The following is a 19,350-nucleotide window of genomic DNA, read 5'->3' on the forward strand; positions in this document are numbered from 1 at the left end:
CAAGCCTGCGCCCTTTGGGATAGAAATAATTTACAGGCTACCGAGAAAAGGAGGCGGTAGCAGCATCTGGGTTCCCTCTATTTTCATCGTTATCCCTTCCCCTGACCCAGGTCCCTGTTTTCTGTGTTGTACAAGCCCTCCCCTGGAGGCACCGGGGTTTTGTTCATCGTCATGCTTTTCCAAACCCCCGACGGTAAAGCGGTAATAACATTAATAGCTGAGGCCAAAACAACCATGAAAAGACAGAAAAGAGACAAAATGGAACGTGCATTCGCAAAAGGATATAACACTGGCGTGTCCGGGAAATCACGCGATCAGTGCCCACATGGAACCCTTGAAACGAGACAAGCTTGGTTGACGGGCTGGCGGGAAGGCCGCTCCGACAACTGGGACGGACTCACCGGCGTATCCGGTGTTCATCGTGTGGCAGATATGCACTAACTCCAGACTCTTGACGTCCAGAGTAATTCGTACACCAACAACACAACAAAAAAGGGGCCTTCGGGCCCCTTTGCTATGGCGCTTAGACTGAAGTCAGCCGCGCAGTGCCGCCACTGCTTCAGATGCCGCCGAAATAAGGGCAGGGCCTTTGTAAATGAAGCCGGTATAAACCTGCACCAGGCTTGCACCCGCCTGAATCTTCTCGGCCGCAGAGGCCGCATCACTCACCCCACCGACACCAATGATCGGCAGCCGCCCTGCCAGCTCGTCCGCCAGCATGCGAATAGTGGCCGTAGAGCGGGTGCGGACCGGATCACCGCTGAGCCCGCCAGTTTCAGCCGCGTGCTCAAGACCGGCAACGGGCTCTCGATCGAGGGTAGTATTGGTGGCAATAACCCCATCCATCTCCTGCTCGAGCAATACCTGCGCCAGAGCTCGGAGCTCCTCCTCCTCCATATCAGGAGCGATCTTGATGGCAATCGGCACATAGCGCCTGGTCTGTTGGTTTAGACGGTGCTGTGCCTCTTTGAGCGCTTCCAGTAACGCCCTGAACACATCACCGTGCTGGAGGCTTCTCAGACCCGGGGTGTTCGGCGAGGAGATATTAACGGCGATGTAGTCGGCGTGGGGGTAGACCTTCTCAAAGCAGGTCAGGTAGTCACTCCGGGCTTCCTCAACAGGAGTATCAAAGTTTTTCCCGATATTGATGCCGATAACCCCCTTGTATTGCGCACGCTGCACATTCGCAACCAGGTGGTCAACCCCCTTGTTGTTAAACCCCATGCGATTGATGATCGCCTGGCGCTCAGGGATCCGGAACAGGCGGGGCTTGGGGTTACCCGGCTGAGGCCTTGGGGTGACCGTGCCCAGTTCCAGGAACCCAAACCCAAGAGCACCAAGGCCATCAATGCAATCACCGTTCTTATCAAGGCCGGCAGCCAGCCCGACCGGGTTTTGAAAATCGATCCCCATCACTGAACAGGGCCGGGGAGCCACCCTGGCAGCCATCAGGGAACCCAGCCCCAGGCGCCCGGCCGCCCCCAGCAGGTCCAGGCTCAGGTCATGGGCGACTTCGGGGTCGAGGGTAAAGAGAAAACGGCGTGCCAGTGAATACATATCAGTTCCCAGGTTGGTCGACGGCGCAATTATACGCAGCTACACAAAAAAGGGCAGCCACACCGTTACAGCCGCTCAATCTGCTGAAAACGGCCCTGCTCGTCAAAATCGATACGAAACCGCCCGGCAACACCGTCATGGGTCACAAAGGGCCTGAGGATCTCGCTGGGAAACCTTACGCTTCGCCCATCCGCTGTGCGGGCATGTATTTGCCGAATAACACCGGCATAGTGTGCCTGGTATTGCTGCGCTGGAATCTGAATATCGACTATCACGCTCTGCATTAATGACCCACCCGCTACCGATACAGGCTATTTTTATCAAACGGAGGCACAGGGCTCAAGAGGGCAACAGGGGCGCCAAGCGCCCCTGCCAACACCCCGCGTGAAGCGATTAAGAATGGCTGCTTTGCACCAGGTCCACCAGTTCGCGGTTGGCCACCGTAAACATCGCCAGCTCACAACTCCCCTGGCTGCGAAGGTCAGTCAGCATGGCATCCCAGCGACGAACCAGCGCCGCATTCTGGCTTAACCAGCCTTCCAGCTGCTGCTCCACCTCCAGCTTGGCGTTAGCCCCCTTGAGAATCGCTACGGTCAATGCCCGAAGCTGCCAGTTGAGCTCGTCCCGAATACTCTCTCGAGCCATTGATTGCCACTGGTTGGATGCATCCAGGTTGCCCAACTCCTGAGCAAACCAGTTGATATCCAGCCGATCCCCCAGGGCAAAGAAAAGCCGTGCGACACTGTCCAGGGGCTGCCCGGTCTGGTCGGCCGCCTGAGTAATGGAAAGACTAGCGGAGAGAAAACGCTTGCCCGCTACCACACCGGCCAGGGATTTGGGAACACCTACCGCTACCAACGCCTCTAACCCCTGTTCCCACAGCGTTCTCTGTTTATCATTAAGCAACTTGGAAAACAGCGCGATGAACTCGCTGACCTTGGGGCCGTAATGGGCAACTGCCTCCTGCACAACCAGGTCGTTCCGTTTTATACGAATAAACCAGCGGGTAGCCCGTTGGGTCAGCTGGATCAGCTCTCCCATCATCTCGTGCTGAACCTGGCTACTGACCTTATGGTCCAGCTGCTCAATCTGCTCAAAGTAACCCGCCATCCCAAACACATCCCGGGCAACGACATAGGCGCGAGCGATCTCGGCGGGCGAGGCCCCCGTGGACTGACTCAGTTTATGGGCAAAGGTGATACCCATCATGTTAATCATATGGTTGGCGATCTGGGTCGAGACGATCTCCCTGCGCAAGCGATGGCTCTCAATCAGGGAGCCATACTTTTTCACCAGTGTGCGGGGAAAAGCGGTGTTTGCCTCCTTCGCCAGATAGGGGTCATCGGGCACCCCGGAGGCCAGCAGCTGCTCCTTCAGGTCCGCTTTGCTGTAGGAGATCAGAAGGGATAGCTCAGGCCGTGTGAGCCCTTGCCCGGCGGCCAGGCGTTCGCTAAGCCCCTCATCGTCCGGCAAATACTCGATGGCCCGATTGAGCTTCCCCTCCGCTTCCAGGTGTGCAATAAAGCGCCGATACTCATCCATCCGAACTCGAGCCTGGGACTGGGCCAGCGAAATCGCCTGTACCTGGCGGTAATTGTTCTCCAGCACCAGTTCGGCCACCTCACCGGTCATTTTTCCCAGCATCACATTGCGCTGCTTGGGCGTCATGTCGCCGTTGCTGACCACCCCATTGAGCAGAATCTTGATATTGACCTCATGGTCGGAGCAGTCGACCCCTCCGGCATTGTCGATGAAGTCGGTGTTGGAGGCGCCTCCATGGAGACAGTACTCCACACGCCCCAGCTGGGTGGCCCCCAGGTTACCCCCCTCTCCGATCACCCTGCAGGCCAGCTCATCTCCGTTCACACGAAGCGCATCGTTGGCTTTGTCACCAACATCGGCATGGCTTTCACGGCTGGATTTGACATAGGTGCCTATTCCCCCGTTCCACACCAGGTCGACCGGCGACTTGAGCAACGCTGTGATTAACTCGGTGGGTGTCATGCGCATTTCAGTAATACCAAAGCGGGACTGCATCTGCGGGCTGATGGGGATCGACTTTGCGGCCCTGGAAAAGACCCCGCCCCCCTTCGAGATGAGCGCTCTGTTGTAGTCCTCCCAGCTTGAGCGCGGGAGATCGAACAAGCGTTTGCGCTCCTTCCAGCTGGCTTCTACATCTGGCTCCGGGTCAATGAAGATATGCAGGTGGTTGAAGGCCGCCACCATGGCCAATTTTTGGGAGAGCAGCATGCCGTTACCAAACACATCGCCGGCCATATCACCAATACCGACCACCGAGATCGACTCCTTCTGGACATCGATACCCCGCTCCCGGAAATGGCGCTGGACCGACACCCAGGCTCCGCGGGCTGTAATGCCCATTTTTTTATGGTCGTAACCCGCGCTGCCCCCAGAGGCAAAGGCATCGCCTAACCAGAAGCCGTATTCAGCCGCCAACTCATTGGCAATATCGGAAAAGGTCGCGGTCCCCTTATCGGCCGCAACCACCAGATAGGGATCGTCCTCGTCGTAGCGAGTTACCCGCGGGGGATGAACAACGCTGCCATCAACCAGATTGTCGGTAATATCCAACAGCGCCCGGATAAAGGTTCGGTAGGAGGCGATACCCTCGGCCAGAAATGCCTCCCGATCACTGCTATCCGGCAGGCACTTGGCGAAGAATCCCCCCTTGGCACCGACCGGCACAATCACCGCGTTCTTGACCTGTTGTGCTTTTACCAACCCCAGCACCTCGGTGCGGAAATCCTCCTGGCGATCGGACCAACGCAACCCCCCGCGCGCCACCTTGCCGCCTCGCAGGTGCACCCCCTCGACCCGGGGTGAATAGACAAAGATCTCAAACAGCGGGGCGGGCAGCGGTATCTGAGGTATCTGCCGGGGAGCAAACTTGAAGCTGATATAACTCTTGGGGTCACCGGACTCCCCCTGCTGGTAAAAGTTGGTCCGCAGGGTGGCCTTGATCAGGTCGAGGTAGCGCCGCAGTATTCGGTCCTCGTTGAGCACACTCACCTCATCGAGCGCCTTAACTACCCGCTCTTCGAGCAGGCGCTGCTGCTCCTGCCGCTGTTCCTGAGAGCGTTCCAGGTCGGGATCAAAGCGAACACTGAACAACTCGACAATGGTTCGCGTGATCTCAACATGACTGGCCAGTGTATCGGCAATATAACTTTGTCCGAGCCCGAACCGAATCTGCTTCAGGTAGCGTGCATATCCCCTTAGCATGGCCACTTCCCGCCAACTCAGCTGGGCTGCCAACACCAGGCGGTTAAATCGGTCATTTTCGGCATTGCCCAGCCAGGTCTGGAGAAAGGCATCCTGGAAGATACGGTTAACCTTCATCAGGTCCACCGCCCGGGCCCCGTAGTCGAGCACAAAATCATGGATCCAGATACGTTCGGAGGCCAGCCGCTTGATCACATAGGGGAACTCGCCAATCACCTTGAGTCCCAGGTTTTCAAGCATCGGAATGAGGTCGGATAGCGGCAGAGTGTAACCGTAGTGGTATACCTTGAAATGAAGGTGACCCTCCTGCTCGTCAAGGGACTGGTAAAAGCTCATGGTCAGGGGGTTATCCTCACCCAAGCTATCCAGGTGATCGATATCAACCACCGCCGTCCGGGGTACGAATCGCTCCTTGTAGCTGGCGGGGAACCCCGTTCCATAGCGCGCGAGTATCCTGTTCCCGCTGACCTCCCCCTTGACCTCCAGTACAGCACTACTTAGTTCATCCTCCCAGCTGCGGGATACCTGTACGATTTCACTCAGCAGCAGCTCCCGGTTGAAGCTGGTTTCCACCTCCGGATCCAGACGCAGGTTAAACTGCACCCGGCAGAGGACCGACTCGGAAAAGTAAGTGGTAAATTCGGAGTCCTGGGCATTCAGTCCCCGCTCCAGGATCTCCTGGCTGGCCTCTCGAAAGCTGGTACTGTACACATCCCGAGGTACGTAGATTAAGCAGCTGGCAAACTGCCGCGTACGATCGATGCGGATAAAGAGTTTGATCTGGCGCCGCTCCTGAATCTGCAGAATTTCCGACACCGTTTCAAAAAGCGCCCGGGTTGGAGTCTGGAACAGTTCATCACGGGGAAAGGTGTCCAGAATCTGCTTCAGCTCCTTGCCGTGGTGACTGGCACGATCCAGCCCGCTTTGAGCCTCTACGCAGTGCACCTTCTCCCGCAAATAGGGAATATGGTCGGGACTCTCTGTGTAGACCGGTGAGGTATAAAGGCCCAGTATCCTTGCCTCCTGCCTCAGCTGGCCCTCGCGATCACACAACCGCACCAAAATGCAGTCGGGATAGGCCGGACGATGCACACTCGAGCGCACCGGCGACTTGGAAAAAGAGAGAATTTCGCGATTGTCCGCATCGTAGCAGTGCTTGCTGAGGCGCTTGCTGTAGTCGCTGTAGGCGCTACTGGTGAAGAGCCCTAAGCGCTTTGCCGGTTGCAGGGTAAGGCAGTCAGGGTCCGCCTCGGCATCGATATCCAGCACTTCAAACCCCAAAAAGGTGAAATTGTTATCGAGCAGCCAGCGCAAAAATGCCTGGGTTTCAGCCGAATCCTCCCGGGTCTCTTTCTCAAGCCGCTGAATCAACGCCTCGACCTCCTGGGAGACCGCGGCAAAGCTCGACACCACCAGGGAAACATCCTGCAGGACCAGCATCAATGACTGCTTCAGGCTATCCAACTCGTCATCCGAGGCTAAGCGGTCGATCTCCAGGTAGATCAGGGCCTCCCGGCTCCCCCCCTGCCCGGAGGCCATCACCTCTCGCAGCCCTCCCGCCGCCGAGCGCTGAACGCCCATCACCTTGTTCTGCAGGAAGTGGATGGTGGAGCCCAGCTCATTGAGCCGCATCCTCACCGAGTCGACAATAAAGGGGCTATCCGAGAGAAATATTTGCACCACCGTGTGGGTGGAATGCCAGCCATGGTGCTCGTACACCGGGTTAAACACCTCAATTCTGGGCTGGTCCGCCGGCTTGCTCTGGTATAGCTTCCAAAAGCTGAGCGTACTGCCAACAATATCCGACTTGCTGAAACTCAGCAGGTCTTCAAACCCAACCACGGAGAAAAATTGCCGGACAAAGTGTTCAACCATCTCCGCCTGCTTGTCAGGTACATGTTTTCTGACCTCCGCCACCAGCTTGTCCATGTACTCCTGTTTGTTTTCAGCGGAAAACTGACCCATAAAATACTCCCTATTTGCAACCTGAACGCTGTATGGCAGAGAGAGAAACCCACGCCGTAGTTTAGAATCCGTTAAGCGTAGACCATCCCTTGGGGCGAGGCTCGAAATGCCAACAAACCACGAGATGTTTCCCTTACAAACCATTGAAATATTGGCAGAAAGCCCAATAATAGCAGTAACCCTTCCCTATCGGTAAGCCACCATGTCCCATCGTGAAGCGATCCACAACCTGGAGCTGTTCCTCTCCGAAATCATTCTGGGCCAGCAGCACCTGGTCAATCGCCTGCTCATTGCCCTCCTCGCCGATGGTCACCTGCTGGTCGAGGGGGCGCCAGGACTCGCCAAAACCCGAGCGATTAAGGGCCTTGCGCAGGGGGTTGATGCCCAGTTCCATCGCATCCAGTTCACCCCGGACCTACTGCCTGCTGACATCACCGGCACCGATATTTTCCGCCCGGAAACCGCCAGTTTTGAGTTCCAGAGGGGGCCTATTTTCCACAACCTGGTGTTAGCCGATGAGATCAACCGGGCTCCGGCCAAGGTACAGTCAGCCCTACTGGAGGCGATGGCCGAGCGCCAGGTAAGCGTCGGCAGCACCACTTACCCCCTCCCCCCACTGTTTTTGGTGATGGCCACCCAGAACCCCATCGAACAGGAGGGAACCTACCCCCTCCCCGAAGCGCAGCTGGACCGCTTCCTGATGCATGTAAAAATAGGCTACCCCGATGCCGAAACCGAGCAGCGCATCCTGGCGATAGCGCGCCGCGATGCCCAGGCCGGTACCGATCCGCTGCCACCCGAGCGGGTGTCGCAAGAGCAGATCCTGCAGGCTCGGCAAGAGGTACTCGCGATCCATATGGCACCCGCGGTTGAGCAGTACCTGGTGAATCTGGTACTGGCGACCCGTTCGCCCTCCCACTATGACGAAGAGCTCGCCAGCTGGATCGAGTACGGTGCCAGTCCCCGGGGAACCATCGCCCTGGACCGCTGTGCCCGAGCCCGCGCGTGGCTAAGCGGCCGTGATTTCGTTACCCCCGATGACGTGCAGGCGGTCGCCTATGACACCCTGCGTCACCGCATCATTCTTAGCTACAGCGCCCAGGCACAGCAGATCGATAATGACCGCTTTATCGAGCGGCTGATCGCCTGTGTTCCTGTCGCCTGAGGCTAAGATGTCCGGGGCCTACACCGATCTCCATCAACTGGTTGAGCTGGGTCGCGATGCGCGCACCCTCGGCATCTATAGCGCACAGCATGTTCGCAGTGCCCTCTCAGGCCAGCACCGAAGTCGATTACGCGGCCGCGGCATTGACTTCGACGAGGTCCGTCGCTACCAGGCCGGAGACGATATCCGCAGCATCGACTGGCGGGTGACGGCGCGCAGCGGCATCGCCCACACCAAACTCTACCATGAGGAGCGAGAGCGGCCGGTGGTGGTGTTACTCGACCAGAGCCCGGCAATGTTTTTCGGCTCCCACCTCAATTTCAAATCGGTAACCGCCGCCGAGTGCGCTGCCGCGCTCGCCTGGGCCGCTCTGGAGCATGGCGACCGTATTGGCGGCCTACTCGCTACGGGAGCGCCGGAGCGCCTGTTTCGCCCCTATCGTAGTCGGCAGACCCTGCTTCACTGGTTGCAGGCCATCGTCGACGCCAACCAGCGCCTGACCAGCTCCACCCCCCCTGCGCCCGCCAACTACCTCGCCGACACCCTGGCAAGCCTATATCCCGCCATCGACTCGGGGGCAGCGCTGTTCATCATTAGCGATGGCCTATCCCTCAATGAAGCCTGCGAGCCCCACTTGCACCGACTGGGTAAGCATCACGACCTGCTGTTTCTTCGGGTAACCGACCCACTGGAACATAACCCTCCCGAGGCTGGTCTCTACCCGCTTAAACAGTCACAGGGGCAAGCGATACTGCTGAACACCCGCTCCGCGCGCGTCCGCCAGCACTACCAGCAAGGCTGCACCGAGCAACTGCAACGGGTGGAGCAGCGCCTGGGACGTTTCGGTATCCCCCTGCAGGAGATCGACGCCGGACAGGCTACGCTTCCCCAACTACAAGCCCTTTTCCCGGGACAGCGGGGAGCTGGCCGTGGATAAGAGCCAACTGCTTGAGCAGCTGGCTCCGCTGGCCGAGCCTCCCACCGTCAGCCTCTTGTGGCCACTGGCGCCTGGCTGGTATCTGCTGGGGCTACTCGGTTTGGTTGTCCTCACGGCCGTCTATTGGCTTTACCGGCGCCGCCGGAGCGTTAAGGCACGGAACGCCTACCGCCTGATCGCTTTGAAAGAGCTCGAGACCTGCTGGCTGGAGTTCGAGGAAAAGGGCGTCATCAGCGATTTTGTCGAACAGGCAAACCAGCTACTCAAGCGGGTAGCTCTCACCGCCTACCCGGATGCAGGGGTTGCACCACTCCACGGCGAAGACTGGTGGCACTTCCTTGAGGCCCACTATCCCGGTGGAGAGAGCAGGGAGGCCCGCCAAATCGAGACGGGACGCTACCGCGGCCCTCTGACGGATAACCCGGCGCCCCTCTATCAATACACAAAAAGCTGGATCGAACGCCATGAGCCTTGAACTGGAGTGGCCCTGGATCTGGGTGTTGCTACCACTACCGCTGTTGGTCTACTGGCTCGCGCCGGCTGTGCAGCGCCCCCTCCAGTCTGGCATACAGTTACCCCATCAGCAGCAGGTAGTGGCCTCCGCCCCCATTCGCCTCAGGCCTCGTTGGGGACGGCTGGCCCCCCTCCTGCTGGTGTGGCTGCTGCTCCTGCTGGCCAGTTCGCGACCCGTTGGGGTCGGTGAGGCGATACCGATGCCCACCCTTGCCCGCGACCTGATGCTGGCCATCGACCTCTCCGGCAGTATGCAGACCCGCGACATGCAGGTTGCCGGACAGCCGGTGGACCGACTGAGTGCGGTGAAGCGGGTGATGCAGCCGTTCATCGCCCGCCGTGAAGGGGATCGGCTGGGTTTGATCCTGTTTGGTTCCCAAGCCTACCTGCAATCTCCCCTTAGTTTTGACCGCAAGAGCATCAGCATACTGCTGGATGAGACCCAGATCGCCATGGCCGGGCGCGAAACCTCCATCGGCGATGCCATCGGCCTGGCAGTCAAACGCCTGCGTGACCGCCCCGCCAGCAGCCGGGTGCTGATTCTGGTCACCGATGGTGCCAATACCGCGGGGGAGATCTCCCCCTTGCAAGCGGCTCAGCTGGCGCAGCGGGAAAAGGTACGCATCTATACCATAGGGGTGGGAGCCGATGAGATGATCCAGCCTGGTATTTTCGGCTCATCGTTTGGGGCACGGCGTGTCAACCCCTCCTCTGACCTGGACGAAAAGGGATTGACGGAGATCGCCGAGCTCACCGGGGGGCACTATTTCAGGGCGCGCAACCCCGAACAGCTGGAGCAAATCTACCGCCAACTTGACACCCTTGAACCGGTGGCACAGGAGGCACAAAGGGTTCGCCCCCATCGCAGCCTGTTTCACCTGCCCTTGGGGGCCGCGATGGGGCTGGTGCTCCTGCTCTGGCTGGGCCGGCTCATTGGGCAGCTCGGTCAACGCCTGCCGCAACAGGAGAGGATGCCATGATTCTGCAGGACTGGCTGTCCGACCTTCACCTGCTGCGCCCCCATGCACTGTGGTTGCTCCCGCTGGGTTGGGGGGTTCTTTGGGCGCTCGCCCGTTTCCGCCGGGCCCACTCGGCCTGGAGCCGGGTAATACCGGAACACCTGCTTAAACACCTGCAGGATGGCCGGCAGTCAGCCCAGTCTTCCTCGCGCCTGGGTTGGATGGTGACGGCCTGGACCCTGGCTTGCCTGGCCCTGTCGGGCCCCAGCTGGCAACGCTTACCGGAGGCCGTATACAAAAACGAAGCCCCTCTGGTGGTCATTCTCGACCTTTCCTGGTCGCTTTACGCAACCGACCTTTCCCCCAACCGGCTAACCCGTGCTCGTCACAAAATTCGGGACATCATCGATAGTCGGGACGAGGGCACCACCGCCTTGATCGCTTACGCTGGCGACGCCTATCGGGTGGCCCCCCTGACCGACGACCGGGCCACCATCACCAACCTGCTCTCGGTTCTGGAGCCGTCACTGATGCCCGTCGCAGGCAGCCGTGCCAGCCAAGGTGTGCGCCTGGCCCTTGAGATGCTGGGCAATCAGCCAGCAAAAGGGGCTCATATCCTGATCCTCACCGACGAGATCAGCCCCTCTGAGGCGGAGTTGATTCGCCAGCTGATGGCGAAAAATTCCGTAACGCTCTCCATTATCGGGGTAGGTACCCCGCAAGGGGGCCCCATTCAAGTGGAAGGGGGGGGCTATCTACGCGACGGCAACGGAGCCATTGTGATCCCCCGCCTTGACGCGCCGACTCTCCAGGCCCTGGCGCGATCGCTGGGTGGCCGTTATGCCACCATCAGCGTCAAGGACAGCGACTGGCTCTGGATTCAGGCAGATGCGCCCGCCGCGAGTCAGGAGAGCCAGCTGGAACGCACCTTTGACCAGTGGGCGGATGCGGGTTACTGGTTGCTGCTGCCACTGCTGTGCCTGACCCTGGCCAGCTTTCGGCGCGGCTGGCTACTGACCCTGCTGCTGCCTCTGCTGGTTCTGCCCGCCAAACCCAGCTACGCACTGGACTGGGACGCTCTCTGGAAAACACCCGACCAGCAGGGCGCGGACCTGCTGCAACAGAACCAGCCCGCTGAGGCAGCCCGCCACTTCCACGACCCCCAGTGGCGAGGCTACGCCCAGTTCAGGGCCGGTGACTATGCCGAGGCCGCCAACAGCTTCGCCCAGGGGGAAAGCCTGGATGACCGCTACAACCAGGCCAATGCCGAGGCGATGGCCGGCAACCTGCAAGAAGCCCTCAGCCTGTATGAGCAGGTGCTCGAGCAGCAGCCGAACCACCCGCACGCCCTCAAAAACAGAGACCTGATTGAGCAACTGCTGCAGAAGAGTGAGGAGGCCTCAGCCTCGGAAGAGTCCCAACCGAGCTCGGAGCAGCAGAGCGGATCGCAAACCGATGCCGGCAACAGCGAGACAGGCCAGGAGGGGCAAGCCCAGGGCGCCGGGGAGGCTACCCGGTCCACCGACTCGGCCGAGATGGGTGACCCTGAGGAGACGTCCCGGGGCGCGCCGGGATCGTCCGGCAACACCACAGGACAACCGCCCTCGGAGCAGGTCGACCAACCGGCGAACCCCGCCGCTAGCTCTGCTGAAGGGGGCCGTCTGGAGCCCCCTAAAAGCGATCAACAAGGCGTCGAACAGGCGTCCAGCGTCCCCTCCCCGTCGCAAGAAGCGAGCGCCGATGATTCGGCAGCACAGGATAGCCGTAGCCTGGCCGACACAGCAACCGATGAAGCGACACTCCCCCTGTCGGAAGACCGGCAGGCCACCGAAGGCTGGCTCAGGCGTATAAAGGACGACCCATCGGGTCTGCTCAGAAGAAAGTTTGAGTTGCAACAGCGCCAGCGCGCCCCCCAGCAGGCTGGAGAAAAAATATGGTAACCCCTAACCCCATGATTAGCCGAAAACACCCCGCCCTGCTCAGGGTTGTGTTTGCCCTGTGCGCTCTCCTGTGGATCTCCCCGCTCATGGCGGAGAGCTTTGTCGCCTCGGTAGACCGCACCCAAATCAGCCTCGGCGAAACCGTCGAGCTGACGCTGCGCAGCGACAAACAGCAGTTTTTCACAACCCCCGACCTCTCTCCCCTGATGGAGCATTTTGAGATACTCGGACAACGCCAGAGCAGCCAGTTCACCATCACCAACGGCAAGAGTGTCTCCTGGACCGACTGGATCATCGAGCTGCGCCCGAAACGCAGTGGCTTTGTGGTGATCCCCCCGATCGTACTCGAAGGGCTGGCGACCGACCCCATTACCCTGGAGGTTGGCGCCGCGGGCGCCCAGACACAAACGCCCAGGACAGACAGTGCTGCTCCGGTCTTTATTGAAGGCGAACTCGACCGTGAGGAGGCCTACGTCCAGCAGGAGATCATCTATAACCTGCGCATCTACCACTCGGTACCGCTGTTTGATGACAGCCAGCTCAGCGAACTGAAAATCGAAGATGCCATTGTGCAACAGCTGGGGGAACCCAACGCACGCTCTGAAGTGATCAACGGCACCCGCCACGGCGTATTCGAGCTACGATACGCGATCTACCCCCAGCGCAGCGGTGAGCTGGTTATCCCTTCGCAGATATTCACCGCGACAGCGGCCAACAACCAGGGTCGGTTTGACCCGTTCCTGGGGGGGCGGCCTGGTAAGCGACTCGCCATCCGCTCCGCGGAGATCCGCATAGAGATTAAGGCGGCCCCGGCTGGAAGTGAGGGTAAGCCCTGGTTACCAGCCAGGGAGTTAACCCTGGAACAGCAGTGGAGCGGCGATCCCAAGGCCATGAAAGTGGGTGATGCCATTACCCGTACCCTGGTGATGCGGGCAGACGGGCTGACCTTTGCCCAGCTTCCTCCGCTACAGGCGGATGAGGTAGCGGGGCTCAAAGCCTATCCCGACCAGTCACAAACTGAAAATCACCGCTCCGAGCAGGGGGTTCTTGGCGAGGTCCGCTTCGCCAGCGCCTACGTCGCCACGGAGCCGGGTACCTATCGACTGCCGGCACGCAGCATCCAGTGGTTCGATACCGAACGTGGTCAGTTTAGCCAGGCGACTCTTCCCGAGGAGACCCTGACCGTGCTGCCCACGGCCAGGCTGTCACCAACGCCTCCCACCCCCCAGCCCCAGCCTCTGCTGCCGCCCCCCACCACGGAAGCTACCACTGGCCCGCTCGCCCCATCGAACGAAGCCGACCGTACAGATCTACCCTGGCCATGGATCAGTGCCCTGCTGGCAATGCTTTGGATAGCAACTCTTATATGGGGCCTACAGCGCCGCAAGCCGCTCCCCGTCAGTGCGGCTTCCCGCCCCCCGCTTACGTCGGGGGAGGAGTCTGCTTTCCAATCGCTGGTTGCCGCCATCGAGCAGGAGGTGGATGGCCCAACCCTTCTTCAACACCTGCGCCAGTGGCTGGGACAACTGCTGCAGCAACCGGCGGACCGATCGCTGGCCAGCCTCAACCAAGAGTTGAGTGATACCGAGTTGAATGCCTTTATTCAGCAGCAGGAGCGGTCGCTATACAGCCCCCAGCAGCAACCCTCCCCTACCCCGGCTACGCTGCTGGGGATCATTCATCGACTCAGGCGGCAGCACCTCGACACCGGGAGTGCTCCCCAGCTTAAAGCGCTGTATGGTTGATTAGCGTTGGTATAAACGGGGGTATAGACACCCTGCTCTGCAGCAAGGACTGCCTTTAAGGGGGCGGTAAAGTTCGCGATCCCCAGTGATGTCCACTGCCCTGTTGGACACTGGCTGTCAGGTGCTGCGTTGCGTTGCTGCTCATGACCTGCAATAACCGCTTTTTAACCCATAGCGGACATTGAGAGAACGGTGCGGCGGGCATCTTCCAGCTCCCAGCAAGCGTTCGGCAGGTCTGCCTGATGCCGCTTGCGGCGACTTAAGAGACATCATACCAGTGCCCCGCAGACCTTAACTTTTGACTCAGTAGCGACCATTTGTGCGGGACTAAGCCATGACTCTCTACCAGAGATAGGATACGGCTAACATCAAGCGAAATACCTGGTTTTCCCCAGTCGGAGCCCGGCTGTGCGCTGTTATCGGAAGGAGCCATGCAAGGCAGCCTATTGAGGCTTGGCGAACGTTTTCAACACCTCATTCAGCTCCTCGAGCGCTTTATTGTCGTCTTCAGTCAGCGGTGCTGAAGCGCTACAGCGCGGGTCGGTCTTTTGCAGGGCAGCCAGCATGCGTCGGGTAATGGGTATTGGGTCGCAGCCATGACCCATTTCGCAGATCATATCGAATTCGGGGCGCGCTTTAACGTGGCAGGCAAAGCAATTACCACCGAATTTATTAACCACATCGACAAAACCGCGTTTACCAATGCGGGTTCCTTCTTTCGAGACATCCAGTTCAAAGAATTCCCAGTCTTTAGTCGCGGTGTTGAAGCCTTTGGGGTGCTTTACCATCACCTCACCCGGAATAAGTTGCACCACGGACCCCGGCGGATAAACGCCCTCACCCTTCTCCGCAACCTCCGTGGTGGCTTGGAGATTACCCAGCAGGTTATCAACAAAGAAATGACGAACCTTAACCATATCGGTCAAACACTTAAATGAGTCATCGCTGACTTCTATCGGCTCAGGGGGGGCGGCTACCGCAAGCCCATGAGAAATGGCCAATAATGCAGTGATGGATAAAATCCACTGACGAAGCGAGAGACATCGGGATGAATGGACAGACCGGTATAGAGAGAGAATATTCATATCGGCACCCTCAATTGTTGCACGGCAAGGAGAAAAGTAGTTGACCTACAGCAGGTCTGCTACTTTTTATTCGCTACCCTTGAGGCTCTCAGTTGGCTAGCTTCATAAGCGGCCCGCTCAGTGTTGGTTAATCTCTGCTTTGGAGCAAAAACCACCCGCGGGCTTTCGATGGTTCAGGGGATGCCTGGCAACACTGGACAAAAGCTTCCCGCGCTTTAACGCACATTACTCAAAGGGCACAGTATCGATTTTGTATTCTTCGAGAACCTTCTGCGCTTGAAGCCGCTTATGGCCAGCGGCTACAGCCATAGCTTTGGCTAAAACTTCAGACAGTTCGCCCTTCGTTACCCCTTATTTCTTAGCTTGATGGGGATAGTAGCGGGGGCAAGGTTGGCAATTCATCGCCATTGCAGCGGCCAGGCCAACCAAGACTCCAGTTTTTTCATTCTGGTGAGTAGACTCAAAGAACGCATCGTAAAGCTCTTTTTGGTGATCGTTTAGCACTAAAATTTCCTTGTGCACTTTAATACTTCATAGCGAGACCCTGTAATTTGGTCTAACTCTAAAACTTGGTGAATACTTGGTATGAAAAGGGTTTTTTTGGAGCGAACCCGACCGTTCAGAGAGGGGCTCAAACCACCTTAAAATTTTGCAAGACACCCTGAAAAGGGGGTGGAATCTGGCATGCAGCCAGAGCGTTCCCCACACCAATACGCACCGTATGGACAAAAAAAACCGCGCCGGGGCGCGGTTTTTTTTGGGCGAGGGTAGGAATTACCCCTTAGCCGCCAACTTCTCAGGCCGTACAAAGAAGCGGGCCAATGCAGGCAGCAGCCAGAGGGCGCCCACCATGTTCCAGAGGAACATAAAGGTCAGCAGGATACCCATGTCCGCCTGGAACTTGATCGGTGACCAGATCCAGGTGCCCACACCGATCGCCAGGGTCACACCGGTGAAGCTCACGGCCTTGCCGGTGGTCCGCAGGGTAGCGTAGTAGGCCGACTGCAGGTCCATGCCCTGGCGCAGGAAGCTTTCCAGTCGACTGTAGATATAGATACCGTAGTCCACACCGATACCCACACCCAGCGCGATAACCGGCAGGGTCGCCACCTTCACACCGATGCCCAGGTAGGCCATCAGGGCCTGGCACAGCACCGAGGTCAAGCCAAGCGGGATGATGATGCAGATTACCGCACGGATGGAGCGGAAGGTGATCAGGCACAACAAGCTGACCACTCCGTATACCCACACCAGCATCTGGTCCTGGGCCGCTTCGATCACTTCGTTGGTGGCCGCTTCGATGCCCGCGTTTCCGGCAGCCAGCTTAAACTGGATGCTGTCGGAGTTGTTGGCTTCGGCAAACTCGAGGCTGGCCTTAACCACCGCTTGCAGCGTCTCCGCCTTGTGGTCCTCAAGGAACAGCAGAACCGGTGCCAGGCTGCAATTGTTATTGAACAGGCCCTGTGCACGGCTTATGGAGTTGTTCAACACATACTGGTTACGCGAAAGCGTTTGCCACTTGAGGTTACCCTCATTCAACCCCTTGATCACCAGCTTGGAAACAGTGACCAATGAAGCTGCCGACTGGACGCCCTTTACGTTCTCCATCGTCCACATGTAGCGGTCGATCGCCTCCAGAGTGGCGTAGGTGGCACACTGCTCGGGGGCCGTTTCCACCATGATCACCATCACATCAGCACTGGTTGAGTAGTTCTGGGTGATGAAAGCGTTGTCCTTGTTGTAGCGCGAATCCGGGCGCAGTTCAGGCGCACCCGGGTCAAGGTCACCGATTTTCAGCCCCTGGCTGGCGTAAAGCCCCACGAACAGCAGTACAAAAGCGATCCCGACCGACACCGGGGCTACTTTTGGGCTGGCAAAGCTGGACATCAGCTTCCATCCCTTAGGCTCTTCCTTAGCGTGGCGCTGCGCACGTTCGATGGAGCTCTTGCTGACACCGATGTAGGACATCAGCACCGGCAACAGCACCAGGTTGGTCAGGATAATCACCGCGACCCCGATACTGGCGGCAATGGCCAGGTCGCGGATTACGTCGATTTCGATCACCAACAGAGTCAGGAAGCCGATGGCGTCAGATACCAGAGCCAGCATCCCTGGAATGTAAAGCGAACGGAAGGTTCGACGCGCCGCCGTCAGGCTATCTGCCCCCGCCGCGGACTCGATACCCATGGCGTTGATAATCTGCACACCGTGACTCACACCGATGGCAAACACCAGGAAGGGAACCAACACCGAATAGGGGTCAAGGCCATAGCCCAGAGTAGCCAACAGGCCCAGCTGCCAGACCACCGCTACCACCGAGCACATGAGCGGTATTACGGTACTCTTGGGGCAACGGGAGTAGAGGTAAAGCAGAATCAGGGTGATGCCAATGGCCATCGCGAAGAAGTAGGCGATAGAACCAATACCATCGATCAGGTCGCCAACCTTTTTGGCGAATCCGATAATGTGAATCTTCACGCCATGATCGGAGAACTTCTCCCGAACTTTCTCCTCCAGCTGGTGCGATAACTCCTGGTAGTTGAGTCGCTCACCGGTCTGGGGGTTGATCTCAAACAGAGGAACAAAAATGATCGTGGATTTGAAATCATTGGCGACCAGGCGTCCAACCTGACCCGAGCGCAGCACATTGGTGCGCAGCTCTTCCAGATTGGCCGGGTTGGTAAAATCGTCATCCTCGGGGATTACGGGGCCGCCTTCGAATCCCTCTTCAGTGACCGCCAACCAACGAACATTAGCGGTCCACAGAGACTTGAGTCCACCCCGGTCCACGCCAGGCAGGTAGAACACCTCGTCATTGATTTTTTGCAACGCTTCCATGTATTCGGGCGTAAAGATGTCGCCCTCTTCGGCTTCGACCGAAATGCGGATCGAGTTACCCAGGTTTTCCAGGTCGTCGCGCTTTTCCAGCATGTTTTTAATGAAGGGGTGCTCCAGAGGGATCAGCTTCATAAAGCTGGCATCGGGACGCACATCCAGCATTTTGTACCCGAGGAAAAGGGTAGCCAGCAGGAAGAAGGCAAGAACAATAACGCGGTTGTTGAAAAAGAGACGCTCGAGAAGAGGAGCTGCCTCACCGTGATGCATACGTGTTGACATGAGTATCCCCTGAATCAGTTATCGAGTGGCTTACGATCAGAGCCACCAGCAAGCACTCGATGAGCACCGCCCTGCCCTACCAAAATCCAACCACCATCCGGTGCCTGCTCAATACCATTGATGAGCAGGCGGTTAGCCCGGGATGTCAGGGATACGCTATTACCGTCATCGCGGCTGATCAGGATATTACCCGAGTCGCCGACGATCACCTGGGACCCATCGCCCAGCAGACGACCGGCAAACAGGCCCTGCTCAGTGCCGCTGTCAACCTGCTGCCAGCTGTCACCAGTATCGTCGGTCCTGAAAAGGTGTCCGCGCAGGCCAAAAACCAGTGCGGATTCGGGCTTCTGGCTGGGAACAGCCCCGAAGAAGGAGCCATCATAGGGGCTTTCCAAGGCTTCAAAATAGGCGCCCTCATCAGTGGAGCGGTACAGAGTACCCTGCTCACCGGCAATCAACAGAGTGCCATCACCCAGCGCGATCATGGCATTCAGGTGCAGCTCCTCCACATTATCAATATTCTCTTTCCACTCATCCCAGGTAGTGCCACCATCTTCGGTGCGCAGGAAGTAGCCGTACGCACCGATGGCAAACCCGTTCAGGTCATCCTTGAACCAGACATCCAGGAAAGGGACTTCGGCATCCGGGTCATCGTACTGCTTAACCCAGGTCTCACCCCCATCGACTGTTTTCAGGATCACGGCATCGTGGCCCACTGCCCAGCCGACCTTTGGGGTTGGGAAGCTGGTTGCGGTCAGCATCTGCTGGGTAGGCACCTTGGCCTGGGTCCAGTTAGCACCGCTATCATCCGAATAGAGGATATGGCCACGATCACCGACCGCGACCATCCGGTCGCCAGCTCGGGCAACATCCAGCAAAATAGAGTGAATAGCCTTCTCAGCTATTACGGAATAACGCACAGCTTCCTCAGCTGAGGCGCTCGAAGCGGCCACCCCTAACAGCAGCAAGGCAAGATACCTAAGGCTCAGCACCAGATTATCGTAAGTCGTTTGCAGCAGAGTCATAGCGGGGACAGAGTGAGATGATTGCCAGCGGGCATCTCGCATACAGAAACTCCCTTATTGTTATCGTTGTTCATCATTTTAAACAAACGTTTAAATTGC

The 19,350-nt window shown here is 58.3% G+C and carries 13 protein-coding genes; 7 read left to right on the top strand and 6 right to left on the bottom strand.

Annotated elements, in window-relative coordinates:
- The first annotated feature begins 234 nt into the window (after window positions 1-234).
- Window positions 235-441: a ribosome modulation factor gene (rmf, locus tag D0544_RS07090; protein WP_125015891.1), complete on the top strand. Its 207-nt coding sequence runs from the start codon at window positions 235-237 to the stop codon at window positions 439-441.
- A gap of 93 nt (window positions 442-534) precedes the next feature.
- On the opposite strand, the gene D0544_RS07095 is transcribed toward rmf, so the two are convergent.
- The 3 genes from D0544_RS07095 to D0544_RS07105 form a co-directional block, all read right to left on the bottom strand.
- Window positions 535-1,557, bottom strand: a complete 1,023-nt coding sequence (locus D0544_RS07095; RefSeq protein ID WP_125015280.1) for a quinone-dependent dihydroorotate dehydrogenase — start codon at window positions 1,555-1,557, stop codon at window positions 535-537.
- Between the two features lie 65 nt (window positions 1,558-1,622).
- Window positions 1,623-1,841 carry a DUF2835 domain-containing protein gene (locus tag D0544_RS07100; protein WP_125015281.1) on the bottom strand — a complete coding sequence of 73 codons (219 nt, stop codon included), beginning with the start codon at window positions 1,839-1,841 and terminating at the stop codon, window positions 1,623-1,625.
- A gap of 109 nt (window positions 1,842-1,950) precedes the next feature.
- The gene (locus tag D0544_RS07105) at window positions 1,951-6,765 is read right to left on the bottom strand and encodes an NAD-glutamate dehydrogenase (RefSeq protein WP_125015282.1); all 4,815 of its coding nucleotides are present in this window, start codon (window positions 6,763-6,765) and stop codon (window positions 1,951-1,953) included.
- A 202-nt stretch (window positions 6,766-6,967) separates the two neighbouring features.
- Here D0544_RS07105 and D0544_RS07110 point away from each other — a divergent pair, with 202 nt between their 5' ends.
- The 6 genes from D0544_RS07110 to D0544_RS07135 are packed head-to-tail and all read left to right on the top strand — an operon-like array spanning window position 6,968 to window position 14,024.
- Window positions 6,968-7,930, top strand: a complete 963-nt coding sequence (locus tag D0544_RS07110; RefSeq protein ID WP_125015283.1) for an AAA family ATPase — start codon at window positions 6,968-6,970, stop codon at window positions 7,928-7,930.
- A gap of 7 nt (window positions 7,931-7,937) precedes the next feature.
- Window positions 7,938-8,867, top strand: a complete 930-nt coding sequence (locus D0544_RS07115) for a DUF58 domain-containing protein (RefSeq protein WP_125015284.1) — start codon at window positions 7,938-7,940, stop codon at window positions 8,865-8,867.
- On the top strand, window positions 8,860-9,342 hold the full coding sequence (locus D0544_RS07120) for a DUF4381 domain-containing protein (RefSeq protein ID WP_164880863.1): 483 nt from the start codon (window positions 8,860-8,862) through the stop codon (window positions 9,340-9,342). Before D0544_RS07115 ends, D0544_RS07120 begins: the two co-directional genes overlap by 8 nt.
- Window positions 9,332-10,360: a vWA domain-containing protein gene (locus D0544_RS07125; protein WP_125015286.1), complete on the top strand. Its 1,029-nt coding sequence runs from the start codon at window positions 9,332-9,334 to the stop codon at window positions 10,358-10,360. The genes D0544_RS07120 and D0544_RS07125 overlap by 11 nt, the downstream gene beginning before the upstream one ends.
- Window positions 10,357-12,279, top strand: coding sequence for a VWA domain-containing protein (locus tag D0544_RS07130; protein ID WP_125015287.1), 1,923 nt, complete (start codon window positions 10,357-10,359; stop codon window positions 12,277-12,279). Before D0544_RS07125 ends, D0544_RS07130 begins: the two co-directional genes overlap by 4 nt.
- Window positions 12,273-14,024 carry a BatD family protein gene (locus tag D0544_RS07135; protein WP_125015288.1) on the top strand — a complete coding sequence of 584 codons (1,752 nt, stop codon included), beginning with the start codon at window positions 12,273-12,275 and terminating at the stop codon, window positions 14,022-14,024. The genes D0544_RS07130 and D0544_RS07135 overlap by 7 nt, the downstream gene beginning before the upstream one ends.
- Before the next feature lie 443 nt (window positions 14,025-14,467).
- Here D0544_RS07135 and D0544_RS07140 read toward each other — a convergent pair whose 3' ends face one another.
- From D0544_RS07140 to D0544_RS07155, 3 genes are all read right to left on the bottom strand, one after another.
- The gene (locus tag D0544_RS07140) at window positions 14,468-15,109 is read right to left on the bottom strand and encodes a hypothetical protein (protein WP_207905784.1); all 642 of its coding nucleotides are present in this window, start codon (window positions 15,107-15,109) and stop codon (window positions 14,468-14,470) included.
- Window positions 15,110-15,883: 774 nt separating this feature from the next.
- Window positions 15,884-18,226 (bottom strand): efflux RND transporter permease subunit, encoded by a 2,343-nt coding sequence (locus D0544_RS07150; RefSeq protein ID WP_125015289.1) that lies wholly within the window; start codon window positions 18,224-18,226, stop codon window positions 15,884-15,886.
- 14 nt (window positions 18,227-18,240) lie between these two features.
- On the bottom strand, window positions 18,241-19,146 hold the full coding sequence (locus tag D0544_RS07155) for a WD40/YVTN/BNR-like repeat-containing protein (protein WP_207905785.1): 906 nt from the start codon (window positions 19,144-19,146) through the stop codon (window positions 18,241-18,243).
- Window positions 19,147-19,350: the final 204 nt, after the last annotated feature.

The sequence above is a fragment of the Aestuariirhabdus litorea genome, assembly GCF_003864255.1.
Taxonomy (GTDB): Bacteria; Pseudomonadota; Gammaproteobacteria; order Pseudomonadales; family Aestuariirhabdaceae; genus Aestuariirhabdus; species Aestuariirhabdus litorea.

Bases quoted from the DNA above. Each gene is read 5' to 3' on its own strand.
- rmf (WP_125015891.1), top strand. From the start codon at position 235: ATGAAAAGACAGAAAAGAGACAAAATGGAACGTGCATTCGCAAAAGGA.
- D0544_RS07095 (WP_125015280.1), bottom strand. From the start codon at position 1,557: ATGTATTCACTGGCACGCCGTTTTCTCTTTACCCTCGACCCCGAAGTC.
- D0544_RS07100 (WP_125015281.1), bottom strand. From the start codon at position 1,841: ATGCAGAGCGTGATAGTCGATATTCAGATTCCAGCGCAGCAATACCAG.
- D0544_RS07105 (WP_125015282.1), bottom strand. From the start codon at position 6,765: ATGGGTCAGTTTTCCGCTGAAAACAAACAGGAGTACATGGACAAGCTG.
- D0544_RS07110 (WP_125015283.1), top strand. From the start codon at position 6,968: ATGTCCCATCGTGAAGCGATCCACAACCTGGAGCTGTTCCTCTCCGAA.
- D0544_RS07115 (WP_125015284.1), top strand. From the start codon at position 7,938: ATGTCCGGGGCCTACACCGATCTCCATCAACTGGTTGAGCTGGGTCGC.
- D0544_RS07125 (WP_125015286.1), top strand. From the start codon at position 9,332: ATGAGCCTTGAACTGGAGTGGCCCTGGATCTGGGTGTTGCTACCACTA.
- D0544_RS07130 (WP_125015287.1), top strand. From the start codon at position 10,357: ATGATTCTGCAGGACTGGCTGTCCGACCTTCACCTGCTGCGCCCCCAT.
- D0544_RS07135 (WP_125015288.1), top strand. From the start codon at position 12,273: ATGGTAACCCCTAACCCCATGATTAGCCGAAAACACCCCGCCCTGCTC.
- D0544_RS07140 (WP_207905784.1), bottom strand. From the start codon at position 15,109: ATGAATATTCTCTCTCTATACCGGTCTGTCCATTCATCCCGATGTCTC.
- D0544_RS07150 (WP_125015289.1), bottom strand. From the start codon at position 18,226: ATGTCAACACGTATGCATCACGGTGAGGCAGCTCCTCTTCTCGAGCGT.